Annotated in this window: 16 protein-coding genes; 9 read left to right on the forward strand and 7 right to left on the reverse strand. The window is 71.4% G+C overall.

Annotated elements, in window-relative coordinates:
• The first annotated feature begins 39 nt into the window (after positions 1-39).
• From HNR23_RS04740 to leuA, 3 genes are all read left to right on the forward strand, one after another.
• On the forward strand, positions 40-984 hold the full coding sequence (locus HNR23_RS04740; RefSeq protein ID WP_184073869.1) for a 2-hydroxy-3-oxopropionate reductase: 945 nt from the start codon (positions 40-42) through the stop codon (positions 982-984).
• 227 nt (positions 985-1,211) lie between these two features.
• Positions 1,212-2,924 (forward strand): glyoxylate carboligase, encoded by a 1,713-nt coding sequence (gene gcl, locus HNR23_RS04745; RefSeq protein WP_184079893.1) that lies wholly within the window; start codon positions 1,212-1,214, stop codon positions 2,922-2,924.
• 300 nt (positions 2,925-3,224) lie between these two features.
• On the forward strand, positions 3,225-4,970 hold the full coding sequence (gene leuA, locus HNR23_RS04750) for a 2-isopropylmalate synthase (protein ID WP_184073872.1): 1,746 nt from the start codon (positions 3,225-3,227) through the stop codon (positions 4,968-4,970).
• A gap of 216 nt (positions 4,971-5,186) precedes the next feature.
• On the opposite strand, the gene HNR23_RS04755 is transcribed toward leuA, so the two are convergent.
• Entirely contained in the window at positions 5,187-5,849 is a 663-nt protein-coding gene (locus HNR23_RS04755) for a CAP domain-containing protein (RefSeq protein WP_343070423.1), read from the reverse strand.
• A gap of 405 nt (positions 5,850-6,254) precedes the next feature.
• Between HNR23_RS04755 and recO the strand changes: the two genes are divergently transcribed.
• The 3 genes from recO (at position 6,255) to HNR23_RS04770 (ending at position 8,834) form a co-directional block, all read left to right on the forward strand.
• A complete protein-coding gene (recO, locus tag HNR23_RS04760; RefSeq protein ID WP_184073875.1) occupies positions 6,255-6,986 on the forward strand; it encodes a DNA repair protein RecO in 732 nt (243 codons plus the stop codon).
• On the forward strand, positions 6,983-7,825 hold the full coding sequence (locus tag HNR23_RS04765; RefSeq protein WP_184073877.1) for an isoprenyl transferase: 843 nt from the start codon (positions 6,983-6,985) through the stop codon (positions 7,823-7,825). The genes recO and HNR23_RS04765 overlap by 4 nt, the downstream gene beginning before the upstream one ends.
• 196 nt (positions 7,826-8,021) lie before the next feature.
• Positions 8,022-8,834, forward strand: a complete 813-nt coding sequence (locus tag HNR23_RS04770) for an SGNH/GDSL hydrolase family protein (RefSeq protein WP_184073879.1) — start codon at positions 8,022-8,024, stop codon at positions 8,832-8,834.
• A gap of 171 nt (positions 8,835-9,005) precedes the next feature.
• On the opposite strand, the gene HNR23_RS04775 is transcribed toward HNR23_RS04770, so the two are convergent.
• The 4 genes from HNR23_RS04775 to HNR23_RS04790 form a co-directional block, all read right to left on the reverse strand.
• The gene (locus HNR23_RS04775) at positions 9,006-9,398 is read right to left on the reverse strand and encodes a Fur family transcriptional regulator (protein ID WP_184073881.1); all 393 of its coding nucleotides are present in this window, start codon (positions 9,396-9,398) and stop codon (positions 9,006-9,008) included.
• Positions 9,395-10,294, reverse strand: coding sequence for a metal ABC transporter permease (locus HNR23_RS04780; protein WP_184079895.1), 900 nt, complete (start codon positions 10,292-10,294; stop codon positions 9,395-9,397). The genes HNR23_RS04775 and HNR23_RS04780 overlap by 4 nt, the downstream gene beginning before the upstream one ends.
• Positions 10,295-10,301: 7 nt before the next feature.
• A complete protein-coding gene (locus tag HNR23_RS04785) occupies positions 10,302-11,144 on the reverse strand; it encodes an ATP-binding cassette domain-containing protein (protein WP_184073883.1) in 843 nt (280 codons plus the stop codon).
• A 68-nt stretch (positions 11,145-11,212) separates the two neighbouring features.
• Positions 11,213-11,599 (reverse strand): DUF6703 family protein, encoded by a 387-nt coding sequence (locus HNR23_RS04790; RefSeq protein WP_184073885.1) that lies wholly within the window; start codon positions 11,597-11,599, stop codon positions 11,213-11,215.
• A gap of 312 nt (positions 11,600-11,911) precedes the next feature.
• Here HNR23_RS04790 and HNR23_RS04795 point away from each other — a divergent pair, with 312 nt between their 5' ends.
• The 3 genes from HNR23_RS04795 to HNR23_RS04805 all read left to right on the forward strand — a co-directional run bounded on the left by HNR23_RS04795 (position 11,912) and on the right by HNR23_RS04805 (position 17,537).
• On the forward strand, positions 11,912-15,604 hold the full coding sequence (locus HNR23_RS04795; protein WP_184073887.1) for a CDP-glycerol glycerophosphotransferase family protein: 3,693 nt from the start codon (positions 11,912-11,914) through the stop codon (positions 15,602-15,604).
• Between the two features lie 59 nt (positions 15,605-15,663).
• Positions 15,664-15,963 (forward strand): antibiotic biosynthesis monooxygenase, encoded by a 300-nt coding sequence (locus tag HNR23_RS04800; protein WP_184073889.1) that lies wholly within the window; start codon positions 15,664-15,666, stop codon positions 15,961-15,963.
• Positions 15,964-16,148: 185 nt separating this feature from the next.
• Positions 16,149-17,537, forward strand: a complete 1,389-nt coding sequence (locus HNR23_RS04805; RefSeq protein ID WP_184073891.1) for a glycine--tRNA ligase — start codon at positions 16,149-16,151, stop codon at positions 17,535-17,537.
• Between the two features lie 100 nt (positions 17,538-17,637).
• Here HNR23_RS04805 and HNR23_RS04810 read toward each other — a convergent pair whose 3' ends face one another.
• Entirely contained in the window at positions 17,638-18,885 is a 1,248-nt protein-coding gene (locus HNR23_RS04810) for a deoxyguanosinetriphosphate triphosphohydrolase (RefSeq protein WP_184073893.1), read from the reverse strand.
• A 263-nt stretch (positions 18,886-19,148) separates the two neighbouring features.
• Positions 19,149-20,075, reverse strand: coding sequence for an ElyC/SanA/YdcF family protein (locus tag HNR23_RS04815; RefSeq protein ID WP_184073895.1), 927 nt, complete (start codon positions 20,073-20,075; stop codon positions 19,149-19,151).
• Positions 20,076-20,150 lie beyond the last annotated feature (75 nt).

Below are 20,150 nucleotides of genomic sequence, written 5' to 3' on the forward strand. Positions count from 1 at the left end.
CCACGCCCCCACATCCCCAGCGAAAGGACACCGCACGACATGTCCGCGACACACGACCCGTCCCAGGGCGGCGACGTCCTCGCCCCCGACAGCGGCACCGGCGACCGCATCGCGTTCATCGGCCTGGGCATCATGGGCCTGCCCATGGCGCTCAACCTCGTCAATGCCGGGTACCGCGTCACCGGCTACAACCTCGACCCGGCCAAGACCGAGAAGCTCGCCGGACAGGGCGGCCACGCCGCGCTGTCCATCGCCGAGGCGGTCGCCGACGCCGACACCGTCATCACGATGGTCCCCGACTCCCCGGACGTCGAGTCCGTCCTCCGCGGCGAGGACGGCGTGTTCGCCAACGCGGCGCCCGGGGCCCTCCTCATCGACATGAGCACCATCCGCCCCGACGTCTCCCGCGCGCTGGCGGCCGAGGGCACCGAGCGCGGCTTCCGCGTCCTGGACGCCCCCGTCAGCGGCGGCGAGGCCGGCGCCATCGAGGCCCAGCTCTCCATCATGGTCGGCGGCGCCCAGGCCGACTTCGACGCCGCCCGGCCGGTGTTCGACGTGCTCGGCACCACCCCCGTGCTGGTCGGGCCCTCGGGCGCCGGGCAGACGGTCAAGGCCGCCAACCAGCTCATCGTCGCCGGCAACATCCAGCTCGTGGCCGAGGCCCTGGTCTTCCTGGAGGCACACGGCGTCGACACCGACGCCGGGCTGCGCGTGCTCAACGGCGGACTCGCCGGTAGCACGGTGATGACCCGCAAGGGCGCCCAGATGCGCGACCGCGACTTCGACCCGGGCTTCCGGATCGCCCTGCACGACAAGGACATGAAGATCGTGACGACCGCCGCCCGCGAGGCCGGCGTGGCGATCCCGCTCGGCGCCCTCGTGGCGCAGTTCGTGGGCGCCCTCAAGGCACAGGGGCACGGCGGGCTGGACCACTCCGCCCTGCTCAAGATCGTCGAGCAGCTGTCCGCGCCGACCGAGGCGTGACCGGTCCGTCCGGAGCCGGGTCGGCCCCACGCACGCGGGTGCCGCGGCTGGGACGGACGGCCCGGCCGGGCGACCGGAAAGACGGGCTCCGCCGGCGGTTCTGGCCGTCCGGACTCGCGACTTATATCTGTGCTCCGCGCGAGAACCGGCAGCCGGGGTGTTGGCCGCACCCCAGGGACCGCCGGCGGACCCCCTAAAACCCCCTAGCACGTGAAGGGTTCATGAAGATGGTACAGATGCCCGCGATGAACGCCGTCGTCGAGGTCCTGAAATCCGAAGGCGTCGACACGGCCTTCGGCTGCCCCGGGGCCGCGATCCTCCCCCTGTACAAGGCGCTGGAGGAGGTCGGCGGGATCGAACACCTGGTCGTTCGCCACGAGGAGGGCGCGACCCACATGGCCGACGGCTGGGCCCGGACCAACGGCAAGGTCGGCGTGGCCATCGGCACGTCCGGCCCCGCCGGAACCAACATGATCACCGGCCTCTACACCGCACTCGCGGACTCGATTCCCATCGTGTGCATCACCGGCCAGGCGGTCTCCACCCGACTGCACCAGGAAGCCTTCCAGGCGGTGGAGATCGTCGACATCGCCAAGCCCGTCACCAAGTGGGCGGTGCAGATCAAGGAGGCCGGCCAGGCGCCGTGGATCTTCCGCGAGGCGTTCCGGATCGCCCGCGAGGGGCGGCCCGGCCCCGTTCTCATCGACATTCCGCTCGACATCGCCCAGCAGGTCATCTCCTATGACCCGGAGATCGACGCACCGCTGGCCGTAAGCACCGTGGCCCCGCACCTGCCGCGCGTGGAGCGGGCACTGGACATGCTGCTGGCCGCCGAGCGTCCGCTGATCCTCGCCGGGGGCGGGGTCATCATCGCGGAGGCGGCGGACGAGCTGCGCCGCGTCGCCGAGTACCTGAACATCCCCGTGCAGGTCACCCTCATGGGCAAGGGCGCCGTCGATGAGGACGGCCCGCTGTACGCCGGGATGACCGGTGTGCAGACCTCCCAGCGCTACGGCAACGCCTCCTTCCTGGAGTCCGACCTGGTGCTGGCGGTCGGCGCCCGCTTCGGCGACCGGCACACCGGACAGCTGGACGTCTACCGGGGCGGGCGCAGGTTCATCCACGTCGACATCGAGCCCACTCAGATCGGCAAGGTCTTCGAGCCGGACCTGGGCGTCGTCTCCGACGCACGGCTGTTCCTCCGCGCGCTGCTGGACGCCGCGCGGCGGCGCGGCGCCGCGCGCGATCCGGGGGCCTGGGTGGAGCGGGTCGGCGAGCTCAAGCGCACGCTGCGCCGCCGGGAGGACTTCGACGCCGCACCGATCAAGGCGCCGCGCGTCTACAAGGAGATCAACGACGTCTTCGACGCCGACACCTACTTCGTCACCGCCATCGGCCTCTACCAGATCTGGGGCGGCCAGCACCAGAAGGCCTACAAGCCCCGGCACTACCAGATCTGCGGCCAGGCCGGTCCGCTCGGCTGGGAGATCCCGGCGGCCATCGGCGTCAAGAAGGCGCTGGCGGCCACCGAGCCCGATGCCGAGGTCGTCGGCATCGTCGGCGACTACGGCTTCCAGTACATGGTGGAGGAACTGGCCGTCGGCGCCCAGTACGACGTCCCGTTCGTGCTCATCATGATCAACAACGAGTACCTGGGGCTGATCCGCCAGGCGGAGATCCCCTACGACATGAACTACCAGGTCGACATCCACTACGACGAGTACGGCACGGACAACGTCAAGATCATGGAGGCCTACGGCTGCTCCGGGCGGCGGGTCCTGGAGCCGGGGGAGATCCGCGACTCCCTGGAATGGGCCCGCAAGGAGGCGCGCCGCACCTCCCGGCCGGTGCTGGTGGAGGTCATGATCGAGCGCGAGGCCAACACTCCGCACGGCCCGTCCATCGACGCCGTCAAGGAGTTCGAGCCGGAACCCGCCTGACCGGAACCGGCCGTTCGAACCAGGGCGCCACGGTGGCCACTCGGCCGGGTCACCGCGGCGCCCTTCACCGTCGCCCCTGCCCGGTGGCGCGGCGGTGGGCGGCGGTTCCGTGCGGGGCGTGCCGCCGCTCGCCGTGACCTTTGCGGGGTCTGGTACTGTGATCAGCGTTATGCTGCGCGAGCTGCTCCTCCTTAGCGGCCGCGGCGCGGGTCGGTAGCACGAGGTCGACTCCCACGCCGCGGGGCTTTGCCATGGTCTGGTCGGCCACGACACCGCGAGCACACCTCAGGAGCACCCGAAATGGTTCCGCAGCAGCAACCCAGTGGTATGCCCTTCCAGCGCTACCGCCCCTTTCCCGCGGTCGATCTGCCCGACCGCACCTGGCCCGCGAAAACGATCACCCAGGCCCCCCGCTGGCTCTCCACCGACCTGCGCGACGGCAACCAGGCCCTGATCGAGCCGATGGACCCCGAGCGCAAACGCGAGATCTTCGACCTGCTGGTCCGCATGGGCTACAAGGAGATCGAGGTCGGCTTCCCCGCCGCCAGCCAGACCGACTTCGACTTCGTGCGCTCCCTGATCGAGGGCGGCCGCATCCCTGAGGACGTGCAGATCTCGGTGCTCACCCAGGCCCGCGAAGACCTGATCGAGCGCACCGTGCAGAGCCTGGCCGGCGCCAGACGCTCCACCGTCCACCTGTACAACGCCACCGCGCCGGAGTTCCGCCGGGTGGTCTTCGGCGTGGACCGGCAGGCCTGCAAGGCCATCGCGGTGGAGGGCACCCGCCACGTCATGCGCTTCGCCGAACAGTACCTGGCCGACTCCGCCCTGGCCGAGGGCGGCTACTTCGGCTATGAGTACTCGCCCGAGATCTTCATCGACACCGAGCTGGACTTCGCCCTGGAGGTCTGCGAGGCCGTCATGGACGTCTGGCAGCCCGGACCGGGCCGCGAGATCATCCTCAACCTGCCGGCCACCGTCGAGCGCGCCACCCCCAACGTGTACGCCGACCAGATCGAGTGGATGAGCCGCAACCTGACCCGGCGCGAGCACGTGTGCCTGTCGGTGCACCCGCACAACGACCGCGGCACCGGCATCGCCGCCGCCGAGCTGGGTGTGATGGCCGGGGCCGACCGGGTGGAGGGCTGCCTGTTCGGGCACGGCGAGCGCACCGGCAACGTCGACCTCATCACCCTGGGGCTGAACCTGTTCTCCCAGGGCGTGGACCCGATGATCGACTTCTCGAACATCGACGAGGTCCGCCGCACGGTGGAGTACTGCACCCAGCTGCCGGTGGCCCCCCGCCACCCGTATGGCGGCGACCTGGTCTACACGGCGTTCTCCGGATCCCACCAGGACGCGATCAAGAAGGGCTTCGCCGCGCTGGAGCGCGACGCCGAGCAGGCCGGGGTGCCGGTGGCCGATTACCCCTGGCACGTGCCCTACCTGCCCATCGACCCCAAGGAGGTCGGCCGCGACTACGAGGCCGTCATCCGGGTCAACAGCCAGTCCGGCAAGGGCGGCGTCTCCTACATCCTGCACCGCGACCACGCCCTGGACCTGCCCCGCCGCCTGCAGATCGAGTTCTCGCACATGGTGCAGGAGCACACCGACACCGAGGGCGGCGAGTTCAACGGCGAGCGCATCTGGGAGATCTTCGAGCAGACCTACCTGGCCGAGGACGGCCCCGTGGCGGTGCTGGCGCACCGGTCGGTGCACGGCAGCGGCGACGGCGCCGACTACCGCATCAGCGCCGACGTGCGGGTCAACGGCGAGATCCGGGAGATCACCGGCACCGGGCAGGGCCCGCTGTCGGCGTTCTGCGACGCGCTGGCCGGGATCGACGTCAAGGTGCGGGTGGTCGACTACGTCGAGCACTCGCTGAGCGAGGGCACCGACGCGCGCGCCGCCGCCTACGTCGAGGCCGAGGTCGACGGCCGGGTCGTGTGGGGTGTGGGCATCAACCACAACATCACCACGGCGTCGCTGAAGGCCGTGTGCAGCGCGGTCGGCCAGGCCGCGCGCCGCGGCCTCGACCGGCCATAGGGCGTGTTCGGCGGGTCGTTCCCGGATCGCGGCCACCGGGATGACGCTCGCGGTGCCGCTCCACTCGCCGAGCCGACCTGGATCGACTTCGCGAAGCGGCTTGTGAGCGCCGCCACGCACGGCCGCTCGCTCACCGGAAGGAATCCGCCCTAGAGCGAGAGTGACGGTGGCCGGTGCCCTCGGAGGGCACCGGCCACCGGTGTGCGCGGGGGCGGGCTACTCCCAGCCGAAGTTCTGCGTCCAGCGGCCGTCGGCCTCGCCGACGCCGATCGCCTTGAAGTCGCAGTTGAGGATGTTCGCGCGGTGGCCGTCGCTGTTCATCCAGGCGTCCATCACCTCGTCGGCCGACCGCTGGCCCGCGGCGACGTTCTCGCCGGACCAGGCGTCGTAGCCGGCCTCCGTGGCGCGCTGGGCCGGGGTCGTGCCCTCGGGGGTGTCGTGCGCCATGTAGTCGCGGGCGGCCATGTCCTCGCTGTGCTTCTGGGAGGCGGTGGTGAGCCGCTCGTCGACCCGCAGCGGTTCGCAGCCTGCGGCTGCGCGCTCGGAGTTGGCGAGCGTGACCACATCGGCCGTCCGACCGGATCCGCCGCCGGAGGAGCCGCCGGGCGAGCCCGAGCCCCCTGAGGAGCCCGCGTTCGCCGAGCCGCCTGAGGAACCCGAGCCGCCCGGAGCGGAGGCGTCACCGCCCGCGGAGGAGCCGGAGCCGCCCTCCGGGGACTCGGAGGCCTTCACCTCGCCCTCGGCGGTCGCGGCGGCCTCACGCCGCCCCTCGCCGTCGGCGGAGTCGGACGATCCGCCGTCCGCGTCGCCGGAGTCCGGGAAGAAGTCGTCGTCGGAGACGGCCGGCGGCAGGCCGTCGTCGGGGAATGCGTTGCTCACGTCCGATCCGGCCTGAGCCGGGCCGTGCCCCTGGGGCAGTTGGGCGAGGACGAGGCCGGCGGCCACTCCGAGGCCGACGGGAACGGCGACCAATGCCCCGATAAGCGGCCGTTTCCACCGGTCGCGCGCCGTGGACGACCTGGTGGACGGCTTGGGTCTCTGCCGGGCCCCGGGCGACTCGTCCCGGTTCCTCGACACTCGGCGGCGTCCGCGTGCCATGAAAGCCAGCCCCCGTTCGGTAGGGAATGTCGGTGCTCGCGCGATCGTAGACCACATCAGGCTCTTAAGGGACCTTGGGGACGAATGTGGAGGGAAGCCGCAGGTCTGCGGGCCGAGGCGGGCCGCGCGGTGCGGTGGGCGCCGCTCGTGCGCACGTCCGCCCTGCGCATCCGCGACAATGGAGGTGTGAGCCTTTACCGTGACGAGGGGGTCGTCCTCCGCACCCAGAAGCTGGGGGAGGCCGACCGCATCGTGACGCTGCTGACCCGGCGGACCGGCCTGGTCCGGGCCGTCGGCAAGGGGGTGCGGCGCACCAAGTCGCGCTTCGGCGCCCGGCTGGAGCCGTTCAGCCACATCGACGTGCAGCTGTACACCGGCCGCACGCTCGACGTCATCACCCAGGCCGAATCGGTGCGGGCCTACGGCGAGTCCATCGTGTCCGACTACCCGTGCTACACGGCCGCCACCGCCATGCTGGAGACGGCCGAGAAGATCGTGGCCGTCGAGAAGGACCCGGCCCTGCGCCAGTTCCTGCTGCTCATCGGCGCGCTGCGGACGCTCGGCGAGGGGGCGCACGACCCCCGCCTGGTGCTCGACGCCTACCTACTGCGCTCTCTCGCGGTCGCCGGCTACTCGCCCGCGCTGGAGGAGTGCGCGCGGTGCGGAACGCGCGGGGAGCACCGCGCCTTCGCGGTCCACGCCGGCGGGACGGTGTGCACACCCTGTCGGCCGCACGGCAGCACCCATCCCGCGCCGGAGTCGACCCGCCTGATGTCGGCGCTGCTCAGCGGTGACTGGCCGAAGGCCGACGCCAGCCAGGAGCGGCACCGCAACGAGTGCAGTGGACTCGTCGCCGCCTACCTGCAGTGGCACCTCGAAAACGGAATCCGATCTCTGCGCCTTGTGGAGCGTTCTTGAGCCTGTTCAACTCCTCACCATCGAAGACCCCCGCCCAGGGGTACACGCCGCCCTCCCCGCACCCCAGCGGGGCGCGCCCGCCCGGCCTGCCCAAGGAGCTGGTCCCGCGGCACGTCGCCATCGTCATGGACGGCAACGGCCGGTGGGCCAAGGAGCGGGGCCTGGCCCGCACCGAGGGGCACAAGGCCGGAGAGGGCTCGCTGTTCGACGTCATCGAGGGCGCACTGGAGCTCGGCATCCCCGCCCTGTCCGCCTACGCCTTCTCGACCGAGAACTGGAAGCGATCGCCGGAGGAGGTGCGCTTCCTCATGGGCTTCAACCGGGACGTGATCCGGCGGCGCCGTGACGAGCTGCACGCCATGGGGGTGCGGGTGCGCTGGGCCGGCCGCCGGGGGCGGCTGTGGAAGAGCGTCATCTCCGAGCTGGAGGAAGCAGAGGAGATGACCCGGCACAACACCGCGCTCACCCTGCAGTTCTGCGTGAACTACGGGGGTCGTGCCGAGATCACCGACGCGGCCAAGGCCATCGCACGCGCGGCGGCCGAGGGACGGCTCGACCCGGACAAGATCACCGAGTCCTCCTTCGCCCGCTACCTGGACGAGCCCGACATCCCCGATGTCGACCTGTTCCTCCGCTCCTCGGGCGAGCAGCGCACCTCCAACTTCCTGCTCTGGCAGTCGGCCTACGCCGAGTTCGTCTTCCTCGACACGCTGTGGCCCGACTTCGACCGCCGCCACCTGTGGCACGCCTGCGAGATCTTCGCCAGCCGGGACCGCCGCTACGGCGGCGCGGTGCCCAACCCGGTCCCGGAGGCGCCCGCCGCCGGGCCGTCCGCCTGAGGCCGAGCGCGTGCCAGCGGGGTGGGTGCGGCCTGGTCGGCCTCCACCCCGCCCCGCCGCCCCGTGCGGAGCGCGACCGCGGGCCGGTCCTGCTGATACCGGAAGTGCGGACAGATGGTGAAACCCGTTACAAAGCGCCGCAATTCAGTAACCTACTATCGCGTAACCCTGGTGTCACGAGGCATCATCGATTACTATGCGCGGCTTTGAGTTGGACCCGGACCTGGGTCAGAACGGCATCATCTCCTACGTCGCCCTGGGTGACAGCTTCACCGAGGGACTGGACGACCCCTACCCGGACAGCGGCGACACGCCGAACGGCCGGTACCGGGGCTGGGCCGACCGCCTGGCCGAACACCTCGCCGACAACGTCGCCGAGGTCCGCTACGCCAACCTCGCCGTCCGGGGCAAGCTCATCCGGCAGATCGCGGCCGACCAGGTGCCGCGGGCCATCGAGCTGCGGCCGGACCTGATCACCATCTGCGCCGGCGGCAACGACATCATCCGCCCCGGCACCGACCCCGACGAGATCGCGGAGATCTTCCGCCGCACCATCGCCGCGCTCAGCGAGACCGGCGCGACGATCGTGATCTTCACCGGCATGGATACCGGCTTCCAACCGGTCATGCGCCATCTGCGGGGGAAGGTCGCCACCTACAACATGCACCTGCGCGCCATCGCCGACGAGTACGGCTGCCCGGTCGTGGACCTGTGGAGTATGAAGCCGTTGCAGGACCACCGTGCCTGGAGCTGGGACCGGCTGCACCTGTCCCCGGAGGGCCATCGCCGCCTGGCGCTGCGGGCCTGCGAGGTGCTGGGGCTGCCGGTCGACGCCGACTGGCGCGAGCCGTGGCCGCCGGAGGCCCCCAAGGACTGGCGCATGGCCCGCCAGGACGACCTGCACTGGGCCAGGGAGTTCCTGGTCCCCTGGATCCACCGCCGCCTGACCGGGCGTTCCTCCGGAGACGGCCTGGCCCCCAAGCGGCCCAACCTGGAACGACTGCGCTGACCTCGGCGGACACGGCCGACCCAGGCGGAAAGGCGCGCCCCGGTCCGCGGACCGGGGCGCGCCTTTCCGCGTTCCTCCGTCGATCTCGGAGACGTCGGGGGTGTCACGCGCGATGTTCGCCCGCGATCTCCGAGACCGACGGAGGATGGACAGGCCGCCGGTGAGAGGCCGCTAGTTCTCCGACTGCGCCGCCGCGGTGCACGGCGCGCATGTCCCGAACACCTCGACGGTGTGCGTGACATCGCTGAACCCGTGCTGTGCGCCGATGCTCTCGGCCCATCTCTCCACGGCCGGCCCCTCGACCTCCACGGCCTTGCCGCACTCGCGGCAGACCAGGTGATGGTGGTGGGTGTCGGTGATGCAGGCGCGGTAGACGGCCTCGCCATCGCTGGTGCGCAGCACGTCGACCTCGCCGGAATCACTCAGCGCCTGCAGCGCCCGGTAGACGGTCGTGAGCCCGATCTTCGAGCCCTCGGAGCGAAGGTCCGCATACAGGTCCTGGGCGCTGCGAAAACCGCTGCTCTCGCTCAGTGCCTGCCGGACGGCCTCGCGACGTGTACTCATGTGGATACGCTCCCCCGATCGGTCTGGGGCATCGTACCGACCGTAGCGGCCGCATCCTCCTCACGGGGGGTGTGGGGCACACCACGCCGACCGCGCGTCGCCCGACCGATGACCACTGCCACCGCGAACACCACGAGTGTGAGCAGGACGATCGCCCCGCCCGGTGCCACCTCCACATAGTAGGTCGTGGACAGACCGCCCACGGCGCAGATCACCCCGATGACCACGGCCAGTGCGACGGTCACCCGGAAACTGCGGGTGAGCTGCTGGGCAGCGGCGACGGGGACCACCATCAGAGCGCTCACCAGCAGGACACCCACCACCCGCATGGCCAGCACCACGGTCAGCGCGGCGGTGACCGCGATGACCAGGCTGAGCAGGCGGACCGGCAGTCCGTGCGCGCGGGCGACCTCCTCGTCCTGGCAGAGCACGAACAGCTCGCGGCCGAAGTAGCCGATGACCGCGATCACCACGACGGCCAGTGCGGAGATCACCCAGACGTCCTCCTGGCTGACGCTGCTCACCGAGCCGAACAGGAAGGCGGTCAGCGTCGCGGTGTTGGCCCCCGGGGTCAGGCCGATGAGCAGCAGGCCGCCGGCGATGCCGCCGTAGAAGAGCAGGGCCAGGGCGACGTCGCCGCTCGCGCGGGCGCGCACGCGGATCAGCTCGATGAGGACGGCGGCGCCCCCGGCCACCAGCAGCGCGACGATGACCGGGGAGTTGCCGGTCAGGTATCCCAGGGCGACGCCGGTGAGCGCGACGTGCCCGATGCCGTCGCCGAGCAGGGCGAGGCGGCGCTGCACCAGGAAGGTGCCGATGACCGGCGCGATGAGGCCGACGAGTACGGCGACGATGAGCGCCCGCTGCATGAAGTCGTACTCCAGCAGGTCGAGCAGGGGCAGGTCAGGCACGGCGGGGTACCTCGATGTCGGGCACGGCGGCCGCCGGCGCGGGGGTTTCGCCGACGTGCGGGTGGACGTGGTCGTGGCCCGGGCGTGCACACGCGCCGGTGGGCCGGGGCGGAAGGCCGTCGTGTGCGATCCGTCCCTCGGACAGCACCAGGCTGCGCTCGATGAGCGGTTCCAGCGGGCCGAGCTCGTGCAGCACCACCACGACGGTGGCGCCCCGCTCGGTGACCCGGCGGATGGTGGCGGCAAGTGCCTCCTGGTTGCCGGAGTCGACCCCGGCCATCGGCTCGTCCATGACGAAGGTGTCCGGCCTGCCCGCCAGAGCGCGCGCGATGAGAACGCGCTGCTGCTGGCCACCGGAGAGCTCGTGGACGGAGTCGTCGGCGCGGTCGGCGAGGCCGACGGCGTCCAGGGCGTCGGCGACGGCCGCGTGGTCCTCGGCCGAGGCCCGGCGGAACCGGCGACGCCGCGCGACCTGCCCGGAGGCCACGACCTCGCGAACGGTCGCGGGGACGCCGCCGCCCGCGGTCAGGCGCTGCGGGACGTAGCCGATCCGGCTCCAGTCGCGGAAACGGCCCAGCGGGGCGCCGTGCACATCGATGCGGCCGCCGGTGAGCGGCGCGATGCCCAGCATCGCGCGCATGAGCGTGGACTTGCCCGAGCCGTTGGGGCCGAGGATGGCGAGTGTCTGCCCCACGGGCACGTCGAAGGTGACGCCCCGCAGGACCGGAGTCCGCTCGTAGGCGACGACGGCGTCGGCCACGGAGAACGCGGGCGGTGCTGGGCGCGGGTCCGGCTCGGCCTGGGCAGGCCGTTCACCGGTGCTTTCGACGGACACGTGTCAAGTGTGCCGAAAACGAAAATGGTTGTCAAAACATACTGTTGCCAGGCATTCGCCGCAAGTGGTCAGAATAGTCCGCTTTGCAGTAGTCCGAGCGCCACCAGGGTGACGACCACGACCACCCGCATCACCCGCTCCCCCCGCCGCAGCCCCGGCCAGGCCAGGAATGCCAGCCAGGCGAAGAACCCCGCCAGCAGCGCCAGCAGTACCGTGCCCAGCGGCCCGGCCAGCAGCAGCCCGGCCACGAACACCGCGGCCATCGCCACCGGCAGGATCCACCGAGGCGCGTTGTGCAACCACACCAGCGGCACCGCACTGCGCCGCTCGATCTCATGGCGCAGCGGCCCCGCGTTCGGGGTGTAGAACGAATCCCCCGGCGGCAGCGGCCGGGACGCCGACCGCCCCCGCTGGTCGGGGCGGTTCTCGCGCTTCTTCTTGCGCTTGGGGGACAACACGGCTCCTTGAACTCATCGAACGCCTACGTGGCACCAGGTGGAGCCTACTGAGATATCGATATCGCCAACAGGTGGACCACAGCCGACCTCGGTGCGTAAACCCACCCGTCCCTGCGGTTATGTTGGATTATGCGGTGCGGTGTCGCCTGCGGCGCCCGCCGCGCGGCAGGGGTACGCCGGGTCCTTTACCCGGCACTTATCAGCGTCGGCCTAGCGTGACCGCTTCGCTGAAGCCGGACCCCAGCCCGGTCACGCACCAGTGTGCCCGCCCCCCATTTCCCACACGTGATAACCGGGAGTAGTCGTTCCGTGCCGAAGCTCAGCGTCATCGTGTCGTTCGACGTCACAGAGCCACACCTGCAGCACTGCCTGGACTCGCTCAGCGGGCGGGCGCGCGGTGACGGCGATGTCGAGGTCGTCCTCGCCCCCGTCGCCCGCCCCGGCGGCCGGACCACCGGGCGCCGCGATCCCGCGGACGACGCAACCTCCGACGAGACCGCCGGCGGCGCGGACGACGACGGCGACTCCGACGCCACCTCCGAGGACAGCGACACCGAGACCGAACGGGCCGGCGACGAGGGCGGAGAGGACAGCGAGTCCGCCGACAGCACCGGAGACGACGCCCTTCTTCCCGCCCGAGCCTTCGCCGCCGCACCGCCCCCCGGGTACACCGCCGCCCTGCTCGGCACCCCCGCCCCCTCCCATGCCGCCGCACGCAGGCAGGGCGCCCGCGCGTCCAGCGGCGACTACCTCGTGTTCATCGACGGTGCCGACGCGCTGACCGGCTACGCCCTGGACTACCTCGCCGACGCCCTCGACGCCTCCGGCTCCGACGTGGCCACCGGCAACGTCCACCGCTTCAACGAACTGGGCGTGCGCCCCTCGGCCGCGCACCGCAAGGTCTTCGCCAAGAACCGCACCGGCGTGGACGTCCGCGTCACCACCGCACTGCTGGGCGACCGCCAGTTCGGCAACAAGATGTGGCGCCGCTCCTTCTGGGAGCGCCTTCCCGAGACCGTGGCCGCGTTCGACGACGCCGACGGCGACCTCGCCGTACTGCGTGCGCTGTTCGCCGCCCAGACCGTCGACGTGCTCACCGCCCCCGTCCTGCTGCTGCGCGACCGCGAGACCGGGGAGAACCTCGCCCGGCCCGACACCATGGCCCGCCGCCTCGGTGCCATCGCCGAGCTGGCCGACTCGCTGAGCCCCGCCGACCGCGCCCTGTGGGACGACCGGGCGCTGCGCACGCACGTGCGGGCGGTCCTGCTCCGCATGGACGACGCCGAGCAGGAGACCCGCGAGCGCTTCTACGACCTCGCGGGCGCCTATCTCGCCAAGGCGGGGCCCAAGGTCGTCGACGCGCTGCCCGCCCTGCACCGCCTCAACTACCACCTCGTGCGCGCCCGGCAGGACGCGCGGGTGCTGGAGGCCATCACCTTCCAGAAGAGCGTCGAGCTGAAGAAGGCCCCGGTCGTCCGGCGCGGCCTGCACTACTACATCCGCTACCCGTTCTTCGAGGACGAGGCCGCCCAGATCCCCCGCGGCGTCTACCGCCTCGACTCCGAACTGCGCGTGCGCCAGAAGACCGAGGGCGTGCGGTGGCGGGACGGCAAGCTCGTCGTCAGCGGCCGTGTGGGCATCCTGCACCTGCGGGCCGGGCGCCGCTGGCAGCAGCAGCTGGTGGCGTTCGCGGTCAACTCCGACACCGGGCGGCGCGTGCCCGTCCCGGTCCGGGTGCGGCGCGCCGCCGAGTACCGGCTGCCCGACGTGCCCGAGGCGGCGCGGCACGACTTCGGCGGCTTCGAGGTCACCGTCGACCCGTCCCGGCTGCGGCTGTCCGGCCAGTGGCGGCCCACCGAGTGGAAGATCGAGCTGGTCGTCCTCAACCGCGGCCTGATCCGCCGCCGCATCGTCGGCAACCCGGTCTCCGGCCCGCCGGAGCGCCCCGGCTACGCGCGGGTCCACGGTGACGTCTGGGTCCGACCCTGGTGGAACGCCGACGCGCAGCTGACCATCGCGGTCGACCCGGTGCGCGCCAGGATCGCCGAGTACCGCGTCGACCACTCCGGGGACCGCCCCGAGGTGGAGCTCACCGGAGAATTCGTCTCGGCGCCCGCGGCCGAGGCCCGCGAACTGCGGCTGACCCGCCTGCCCGGCACCGCGCGGCTCCGCTACCCCCTGCGCTCCACGCCGGCCGACGGGGCCCGCTTCACCGTCCGCGTCCCCGCCGCCGACCTGATCGACAACGCCGTGGACGAGGGCGGCGGCGTCATCCGCCAGGAGCAGTGGGGGGCCGAACTGGTCACCTCCGACGGCGCCGCCCTGCCGCTGGTCCTGCCGGACGAGGTCGAGGCGGCCGCGCACCCCGCCGGCGACGGGCACCACGAGGTCGCGGTGCAGCGCACCGCCACCGGCCACCTGCGGCTGCGTGCCGGATGGGCGCGCCCCGCGGTGCACGGGGCCGAGTGGGACGGCCGCGACCTGGTGCTCCGCGGCGAGTACGCCGCCGACGCCCGGATGGAGCTGGTGTTCAAGGCGCGCGGCCGCGACGAGGAGCACACCGTGGCCGTCGAGCGCGACGGCACCGCCTTCCGGGCGGTCTTCACCCCCTCCGCCATCCCGACCCTCTCGGGCGAGCTGCCGCTGCCCGCGGGCACCTACCAGCTGTGGGGCCGCGTCCACCTGGACGACGGCGCGTCCAGCGACGTCGGCGCCGAGTGCGGCGAGGACGTCACCCGCGCGATGCCGCTGGAGCTGGCCACCCCCGAGCGCACCTACACCTTCGCCCACTCCGGCTCCGACATACCGGTGCTCAAGGTCGGCAGCGACCTGCGGCCCGAAGAGCGCGGCACCTTCGCGCAGCGGCGGCTGCGCGAGGAGGTCTACCCCGCCCTGCGCCGGGAGAGCGCCGAGGAGCGGATCCTCTTCGACAGCTACACCGGCCGCCAGTTCTCCGACAGTCCGCACAGCATCTACGCATGCCTGCGGTCCCGGGGCGGGCGGTGGGCCGACTACCCGATGTCGTGGCTGGTCAAGGACGGCCAGGTGAACCTGCCCGGTGACGTGTCGGCGGTGCGCCACAACGGCCGCGACTTCTACGAGGCGCTCGCCCGCTCCAAGTACCTGGTGACCAACTCCCGCCAGCCGGCCTGGTTCGCCCGGCGCCCCGACCAGGTGGTGGTGCAGACCTGGCACGGCTCGATGCTCAAGCGGATCGGCTTCGACATCGAGAACATCCGCGGCAAGTCCCGCGACTACCACGAGAAGCTGGCGTGGGAGACCGAGCAGTGGGACTACCTGGTCTCACCGAGCCCCTGGGCCACGCCCATCCTGCGCCGCGCCTTCCGCTTCGACGGGGAGATCCTGGAGACCGGCTACCCGCGCAACGACATCTTCTTCTCCGCCGAGCGCGACGCCATCGCCGAGCGCACCCGGCGCCGGCTGGGCCTGCCCGCCGACAAGAAGGTGGTGCTCTACGCGCCGACCTGGCGCGACGACAAGTACTACACGCGCGGCAAGCACAAGCTCGACCTCCACCTGGACCTGCGGCGGATGTACGAGAAGCTCGGCGACGACCACGTGCTGCTGGTCCGGCGCCACCCCCGCGTCGTCGACAGCGTGCCCATCGTCGGTGAGGACTTCGTCTACGACGTGTCGCTGTACCCGGAGATCATGGAGCTGTTCCTGATCACCGACGTGCTGGTCACCGACTACTCGTCGATGATGTTCGACTTCGCCAACACCGGTCGCCCGATGCTGTTCTTCACCTACGACATCGAGGGCTACCGCGACAACCTCCGCGGCTTCTACTTCGATTTCGAGGAGACTGCGCCCGGGCCACTGCTGGTGGAGTCCGACGACGTCATCGCCTCGCTGCTGGACATCGACGAGGTCGCCGACGACTACAGCGGCAAGTACCGGGACTTCACCGAGAAGTTCTGCCCGCTGGACGACGGCAACGCCGCCGCCCGCGTGGTGGACCGGGTCTTCGGGGACGCCTGACCCGCCCACCCGGCCTCCCCCGCGTGCGGCGGGGGAGGCCGGGGTGAGAGGATGGGGGCGTGATCGTCATCACCCGTTACACTGTGCCACTGGAGGAAGCCGACGACTTCGTGGCGCGCGCCTCTGCGGCGCTCTCGGCCCTCGGCGGCCGCCCGGGGTTCAAGGACTCCTGGATCGGCCGCGCGGCGGACGAGCCGACGCTGTGGACCGTCGTCACCGAGTGGGAGGGGCCCGGCCACTACCGGCGGGCGCTGTCGGACTACGACGTGCGGATGGCGGCCGTGCCGCTGCTCTCACTCGCCCACGACGAACCCAGTGCCTATGAGGTGGTGTCCGGGCACACGCCGGGGCCGCGGTAACGGCGATTCGATACGGCGCGCGATCGCGCGTATCGTCGTCGGTGCGATCCTCATCGCCCCCGCGGGGGCGGCTGTTTGGTGCGCGCCAGTGCCCGCAGGCCTTTAAGCTGGGCGCTTATCGTCAACATCGAGCATCGCGTCGAGCGATCCGCCGACCGCCAGCCGGATGGAGAGTCTGAGTACTTATGGCCGCTAAGTCAGAGGCAATGGACGCCCTCGTCAACCTCGCCAAGCGGCGGGGTCTGGTGTACCCCTCCAGCGAGATCTACGGGGGTCTGCGCGCCTCTTGGGACTACGGCCCCCTGGGCGTCGAGCTGAAGAGCAACATCAAGCGCCAGTGGTGGCGTTCGATGGTGCAGGAGCGCGACGACATCGTCGGGCTGGACTCCAGCGTCATCCTCGCCCGCGAGGTGTGGGAGGCGTCGGGCCACGTCAAGGCGTTCGTCGACCCGCTCACCGAGTGCATGTCCTGCCACAAGCGCTTCCGCGCCGACCACCTCCTTGAGGCCTACGAGGACAAGCACGGCAAGGAGCCGGAGAACGGCCTGGCCGGCCTGAACTGCGCCAACTGCGGCGCCAAGGGCTCGTTCACCGAACCGCGCACGTTCAGCGGCCTGCTGCGCACCTATCTGGGCCCGGTGCAGGACGAGTCCGGCCTGGCCTACCTGCGCCCGGAGACCGCCCAGGGCATCTTCATCAACTACCTCAACGTGCAGCAGAGCGCGCGGCGCAAGATCCCCTTCGGTATCGGCCAGCTCGGCAAGTCGTTCCGCAACGAGATCACCCCGGGCAACTTCATCTTCCGCACCCGCGAGTTCGAGCAGATGGAGATGGAGTTCTTCGTCAAGCCCGGCACCGACGAGGAATGGCACCAGTACTGGATCGACACCCGCCTGCAGTGGTACGTCGACCTGGGCGTCTCCAAGGACAACCTGCGGCTGTTCGAGCACCCCCAGGACAAGCTGGCGCACTACGCCAAGCGAACCGTGGACGTCGAGTACCGCTTCGGCTTCGTCGGCGGCGAGTGGGGCGAGCTGGAGGGCGTGGCCAACCGCACCGACTACGACCTGCGGACGCACGCCGAGGCCTCGGGCACCGACCTCTCCTTCTTCGACCAGGAGAACAACGAGCGCTACACGCCCTACGTCATCGAGCCGGCGGCCGGTGTCGACCGCGCGATGCTCGCGTTCATGCTCGACGCCTACCGCGAGGACGAGGCCCCCAACGCCAAGGGCAAGATGGAGAAGCGCGCGGTCATGCGTCTCGACCCGCGACTGTCCCCGGTCAAGGCCGCGGTGCTGCCGCTGTCCCGCAACGCCGCTCTCTCGCCCAAGGCCCGCGACCTCGCCGCCGCCCTGCGCAAGCGCTGGAACGTGGAGTTCGACGACGCCGGAGCCATCGGCCGCCGCTACCGTCGCCAGGACGAGATCGGTACCCCGTTCTGCGTCACCGTCGACTTCGACACCCTCGACGACAACGCGGTGACCGTCCGCGAACGCGACACCATGTCGCAGGAGCGCGTCTCCCTCGACCAGGTCGAGATGTACCTGCTGGAGCGCCTGCCCGGCTGCTGACACCTGTCGCTCCGATGATCTCGGGGGTACCGACCTCATTCCGCCCCGGATCCGGTCGGTACCCCCGAGATCGACGCCGGAGGCCGTGCGGGAACGGCCCTCAGCGGGTCAGGCGCCGGTGCCAGGCGCGCGCCGAGGTGTCGGTGAGCGAGGCCACCTGGTCGATGACCACGCGCAGCGCCGCGGCGTCGTCGTCGGCGCGCTCGTAGTCGGCGCGGCAGGACTCGTCGAGCGTTTCCGGGGCGCCGAGGCGGACGGCGGCGACGAGTTCGGCGATCAGCTCGCGCTCACGGGCCTGGTACTCCTGCGCCTCCGTGCGTGCCATCACGTAGTGCGCGGCCACCGCCTTGAGCAGCGCGCACTCCAGCAGCGCGCGCCGCGGGACGATGAGGTCGGCCGTGTAGCGGGTGAGCGGGGCCGGGCCGTAGGCGGCGCGGGTAGCCTGCTCGGCCTCCCTGCAGAAGCGGCCGATGAGCTCGCTGGTCAGGTTCTTCAGCCCGGCGAGCGAGGCCACGTCCCCGGTGAAGTCGCGGGGCCAGAACGGCTCGGCCACCAGATCGCCGAAGACCTCCTCCAGCTCACCGGGGCCGGCGTCGCAGTAGTGCCGGGCCGCGATCGCGGCGACCTCGCGCCGCTCGCCCGGGGAGCGCAGGGCGTCCAGCCGCACCCACCCGGCGTACAGGCCGTCCTCCAGGTCATGCACGGAGTAGGCGACGTCGTCGGCCCAGTCCATCACATCGGCCTCGAAACAGGTCCGGGTACTCGGCGCCGCCGCGCGGATCCACTCGAAGACCGACGTGTCGTCCGGGTAGCAGTTGAACTTGTGCGTGGCGCCGCCGCACCCCCGCTGCCACGGGTACTTCAGCGTGGCATCCAGGGTGGCGCGGGTCAGGTTGAGTCCGGCGCTGCGCCCGCCGTCACCGAGGACCTTGCCCTCCAGACGGGTCAGAAGGCGCAGGCTCTGGGCGTTGCCCTCGAAACCGCCGCAGGCCGCGGCCGCGGCGTCCAGTGCCTTCTCCCCGTTGTGCCCGAAGGGCGGGTGACCCAGATCGTGGGCGAGGCACGCGGCCTCCACGAGGTCGGGGTCGCAGCCCAGGGCGCGGCCGAGCTCGCGCCCGATCTGCGCGCACTCCAGCGAGTGGGTGAGGCGGGTGCGGGGAAAATCGCTGGCTCCGGGCTGCACCACCTGCGTCTTGGCGGCCAGCCGCCGCAGCGCGAAACTGTGCAGCACACGGGCCCGGTCCCGCTCGAACGGCCCGCGCGCCCGGTTCTTCGCGGATTCACCGGCCCACCGCTCCCGGTCATGGGAGCTGTATCCGGCCACGGGTGCTTCGGGAGTCGGCGACATGCATCCGACTCTACGCAGACCTCATGACGGTTCCGCGAACGGGAGGTGGAGTGAACCTCAGTGGTGTGGTTGGGGCTTCGGGTGTCTCGCTTGCTGCGGCGGTGTTGCGGTGGGGGCCTTCGGCCGGTCGGCATCGCCGCCTCCGCGCGCTCGATCACCCTCAGTGGTGTGGTTGGGGCTTCGGGTGTCTCGCTTGCTGCGGCGGTGTTGCGGTGGGGGCCTTCGGCCGGTCGGCATCGCCGCCTCCGCGCGCTCGATCACCCTCAGGCCGCGTCCACACTGATGTCGCTGCTGCTTCCGAAGATCCAGTAGTACCAGAGCGACGCCGTCTCCCGGGTGATGTACCACACCTGGGTGCGGCGTTCGATGACGGCGGGGCCGGAGCGGGCGGGGCTGGTGCTGGCGTCGATGCCGAAGTCCTGGGCCATCTGCCGGGAACGCAGGCTGTGCCAGGGGTCGGTGACGATCACGGCGGTCGCCCACTGTCGTTCGTCGAACACCCGGCCGACCGCCTCGATGCTCTGCAGGGTGTCGTTGCCGGTGTCGACCGCCACCACCTGCTCGGCGGGCACCCCTACCTGGACCAGCCAGTCGCGTCCGCTTCCGGCCTCGGTGAAGTTGTCGCCGGGGAGGTTCCCGCCGACGGTGACGATCACCGGGGCGACGCCATCGCGGTAGAGGTCGGCTGCGTGCCGCAGTCGGGCCTCGAAGATGGGGGAGGGGCGCCCGTTGTACTGGCTGGCGCCGAGCACGATGATGGCGTCGGACTGCGGGCGCTCGTCCTGGCGGGCGGTGTACCAGACCCAGCCCCACGTCCCCGGGGGCAGGGCCAGCGCGGTGACCAGCAGCAGCGCCACGATCCAGCGGATCCGCACGCGGCGGCGCGGACGGTCGGGCGCGGCCGGGCGGGAACGCCGTCCGCGCCGCCCGCGCCGTCCGCGTTCCGGCATGTCGCCGCCGAAGCCGTCCTCCGCCGGATCGGGCCCGCCGCCCGGATCCTCGCGGGTGAACGTACGGGTCCGTTCGACGACGGGTCCCCGGACCGGCTGGGCACCGGGTGCGCCGTAGGGGTCGTCCGCCGTGCCGGAGCCGCCGCGCGTGAAGACGCGGGTGGCCTCCGGGTCCGGGGCGACGTCGCCCCGGCGGTCGTCGCGCGGTTCCCGGCCGCGCTCGTCCCCCACAGACCGCACCTCATCACCCCCAGCTGCGATGTACTTGGATTCGCCTGACGATAGCCGACGCAGCGGCGATGGCGAACGGGACGC

The sequence above is a fragment of the Nocardiopsis mwathae genome, assembly GCF_014201195.1.
Lineage (GTDB): Bacteria > Actinomycetota > Actinomycetes > Streptosporangiales > Streptosporangiaceae > Nocardiopsis_C > Nocardiopsis_C mwathae.